This is a genomic window from Desulfitobacterium sp. (assembly GCF_982384815.1).
On sequence record NZ_CEVWNY010000169.1, the window covers coordinates 1 to 3711 of the forward strand.

The 3711-nt window shown below is 46.9% G+C and carries 4 protein-coding genes; all 4 read left to right on the forward strand.

Going from position 1 to position 3711, the window contains the following annotated elements; genetic code table 11:
• A partial coding sequence (locus AC1U9U_RS15635) for an FAD-linked oxidase C-terminal domain-containing protein (protein ID WP_479961481.1) occupies window positions 1-295 on the forward strand: 295 nt, incomplete at its 5' end.
• Between the two features lies 1 nt (window position 296).
• Complete coding sequence (locus AC1U9U_RS15640; RefSeq protein WP_479961482.1) at window positions 297-1601, forward strand: (Fe-S)-binding protein; 1305 nt, start codon at window positions 297-299, stop codon at window positions 1599-1601.
• A gap of 246 nt (window positions 1602-1847) precedes the next feature.
• Window positions 1848-2705, forward strand: a complete 858-nt coding sequence (locus AC1U9U_RS15645; RefSeq protein WP_479961483.1) for a methyl-accepting chemotaxis protein — start codon at window positions 1848-1850, stop codon at window positions 2703-2705.
• A gap of 116 nt (window positions 2706-2821) precedes the next feature.
• Window positions 2822-3421, forward strand: coding sequence for an ATP-dependent Clp endopeptidase proteolytic subunit ClpP (gene clpP, locus AC1U9U_RS15650; protein WP_479961484.1), 600 nt, complete (start codon window positions 2822-2824; stop codon window positions 3419-3421).
• The last annotated feature ends 290 nt before the right edge of the window (window positions 3422-3711 follow it).

Genomic DNA, 3711 nt, shown 5'->3' on the forward strand with positions numbered 1-3711 from the left:
CCTCTTGATCGGTACCTTTGGTCATGCCGGGGATGGTAACCTTCATCCGACCATTTTGACCGATGAAAGCAATAAGGAAGAAATGGCACGGGTGGAAAAGGCTGTCGAAGAAATCTTTGAAGTGGCAGTGTCCTTAGGCGGTACCCTTTCTGGAGAACACGGCATCGGCATGGCAAAAGCTAAGTTTCTGCCCTTAGAATTCGGAGAAGCAGGGGTAAAACTCCTCCGGGATATCAAAGAAGCTTGTGATCCCGACTATCGTATCAACCCTGGTAAAATGGTGAGGAGGGACTAAGGTGAGTATTTATAGTTCACTTGACTCCATCCGTGACGAGTTAAATAAATGTATGAAATGCGGAAACTGCCAAGAAGTTTGCCCCATCTATAATGAAAACCGCCGGGAGGTCTCGGTGGCCCGGGGCAAAATCAGCTTGGTCCAGATGGTCATGAACGGTGAAGTTGAGCTTACCGAAGGGATTGCTGATCGTTTATCCCTCTGCACCACCTGTATGGCCTGCAATAAAATATGTCCTTGTGGAGTTCGTTTTGATAAGATCATACTGGCAGCTCGGGCCGAAGCCGTCCGAAAAAAAGGCTTGCATCCAATTAAAAAAATTGCCTTCAACACCATTAAGGCTTATCGCCTTTTTGATTTTGGTATGAAAATGGGAAGTACCTTCCAAGGCCTGGTCATGAAACGCATTCACGGCAGTGACAAAGGTGCCCGTCTTCGGATTGACATCGGTATCGGTAAAGAAAAGGTTTTCCCCAACCTGGCTAAACGCCCTTTGAAGGACGAACTTCCGGAAGTCATTAAAGTTGATAATCCAAAAATGAAAGTAGGTTACTATATCGGTTGCATGACCAATTACTTCTACACCGATATGGGTAAAGCCGTTGTCGATGTCTTAAAAGAAAACGATTGTGAGATCATTGTACCGAAAGATCAGGGCTGCTGCGGAACCCCTGCTGCGGTCAACGGTGATGTGGAATCCGCGAAGGTTTGCGGCCGCCGAAATTTACTGGCTTTCGAAAAAATGAATCCGGATGTGGTTATCTCTAACTGTTCTTCTTGCGGAGAAGCTTGGAAGCATACCTTCCCGCAGCTTTTCGAAGACGAACCGGAAATGAAAGCTTTAGCCGACAAATGGGCGGCCCGCACCTATGATATCTCCGAGTTCCTCATTCATAAGGTTCCTTATAAGCGAGAGGGCTTAGGGCCGGTTAAGCGTAAGATCACCTACCATGATCCCTGCCACTTGAACCGTGGTCAAGGGGTCAACAAAGAGCCGCGGGAGATCCTTAATTCTATTCCCGGCCTAAAGTTCGTGGAGATGAAAAAGCCCGATCGTTGCTGCGGTATGGCTGGGTCCTTCTGCCTCGTGCATCCCGACCTTTCCGGGCAGATCTCCGACAGAAAAATCGCCGATATAGCTCAAACCAACACCGACACCGTAGTTACCGGCTGCCCCGCATGCCGACTGCAGCTGGCCAGTGGTGTTGAAAATGCCGGTTTGAAGGAAGATGTTCTCCATACGGTCCAGATTCTTGCTGAATCCTATAAAGCAGGCAGTAAAGGAGCCAAGCAAGGGTTACGCTAAGGTGCAAAAATATAAAGATAATGAAAGAGCAGTGCAGACATTCGTTTGCACTGCTTAGTCAATATAACTCTGCCAAAACATTTTTTAATTACAAGCAAAGAGGAATATTTTGGTGCCTAGAGAATAATTATAAGAAATTTATTAAGGGTTTTCGCGATCAGGCTCGCGGAGCGGACAAAGTCCTAACGAGACATCCGGAGCGGATGCAAAGGATCTTTTCCTAGAGAATTAGGGGGGTTAATGACCATGAAAATAACTGCGGCGGTCGCCAACCGCATTGTTGAATTCATTTATGAGCAAAGCGGTTATCATAGTATAGTATGTGATGAAACAGCCCATATCATCGCCGATTCGGCTAAAACCAGAATCGGCGTTGTTCATGGGGGAAGCAAACGAATTCTTACCGGTAATGAGGATACCGCCGTAGTCACACCCGAGGATGCCGAAAGATCAGGTGGGGCTATGAAGGAGGGCTTTAGTCTCGCCATTAAGCACAACGGAATGAAGATCGGCAGTTTTGGCATTGCCGGTCCCTTGGCGATCATTACCCCCATTGCTAAGGTTGCCGCCGGTATGGTGGTTACCACCCTTCGGGACGAGGAAATCAAGCTGACCATACGTGACCAAGTCCTGAATCTGGCAGTATCTATTGATCAAGCGGCTAATGCCATTGAGGAAATGGTGGCTTCTTCACAGGAGGTAGCTTCCATTAGTCAGTCGGTTGCAGGGAAAGCACAGAGAGGACATGAGCAGGTCAAGGCTACCGTGGAAATTCTTGATTTTATCCGGCGGGTCGCTAAGCAAACGAACCTCTTAGGCCTAAATGCGGCTATCGAAGCTGCCCGGGCCGGGGAGCATGGGCGGGGCTTTCAAGTGGTTGCAGAAGAAGTGCGGAAGTTAGCGGAAGATAGCAACCGTTCGGCCAATGACATTCAGCGTATTCTGCAAGACTTTCGGGAAACCATGGAGGCTGTGGCCGAAGAAGTGACTCAAAGCGGTAAAATAAATCTAGATCAGGCTGTACATACTCAGAATATTGCGGGCATGGTCGAAGGGGTAAGAAAGGTCGGAAATAATTTAGGCACCCTTGCCGATCAGTTGTGATAAATTGTCGGTAATTTATATTTGACCTTTATTGACCTTTGTACTAAAATAGGAGTATCGGGAAAGGATATATAAGACAATTAATAAGATTTTAATGAATACAAGGGGGATTCATAATGAGCTATTTAGTACCAATGGTCATTGAACAAACCAACCGTGGAGAACGTTCCTATGATATTTATTCCAGACTTCTCAAAGACCGCATTATCTTTTTAGGCGGACCGGTTACAGATGATGTAGCGAATTTAGTCGTTGCCCAGATGCTTTTCTTAGAAGCCGAAGATCCGGAAAAGGATATTTTCTTATACATCAATAGCCCGGGAGGTTCTATTTCTGCCGGTACGGCAATTTATGATACCATGCAGTATATTCGTCCCGATGTCCACACCATTTGTGTAGGTCTGGCCGCAAGCATGGGGGCCTTCCTCTTAACTGCCGGCGCCAAAGGCAAGCGCACAGCCCTCCCCAATGCGGAAATTCTCATTCACCAGCCGCTAATTGCCGGTGGCGGCATTTCCGGCCAAGCTACCGAAATCGAAATCCATGCCAAGCATTTGCTCCGGGTTAAAGAGCGGATGAATCGCATTTTAGCCGAGCGTACCGGCCAGTCCATTGAGCGGGTCGAAGCCGACACAGACCGGGATCGCTATATGACTGCCGAGGAAGCAAAGGAATATGGTCTCATTGACGAAGTTTTGGAAAAGCCCAAGAAATAATCTGAAACAGAGGGACAGGTACCGTGTTTCAGATTCCTTACTGAGCATGCGCGAAGGATCTGATCTAAGGCGTTAGGGAAAACCTAACGCTTTTTACATAACGACGATTGCAACCATTAGTGTTTTGGATAATATATACAAAAAATTTAAAATTAGCTATAATTGATTTTGTATTGTCGATTAGAAGAAAATATTCTTAAAGGAGTAGAGGGGGTTGAGTATGAGACAAATCAAAAAAGCAATTATACCCGCAGCGGGGCTGGGAACCCGGTTTTTGCCGGCAACCAAGG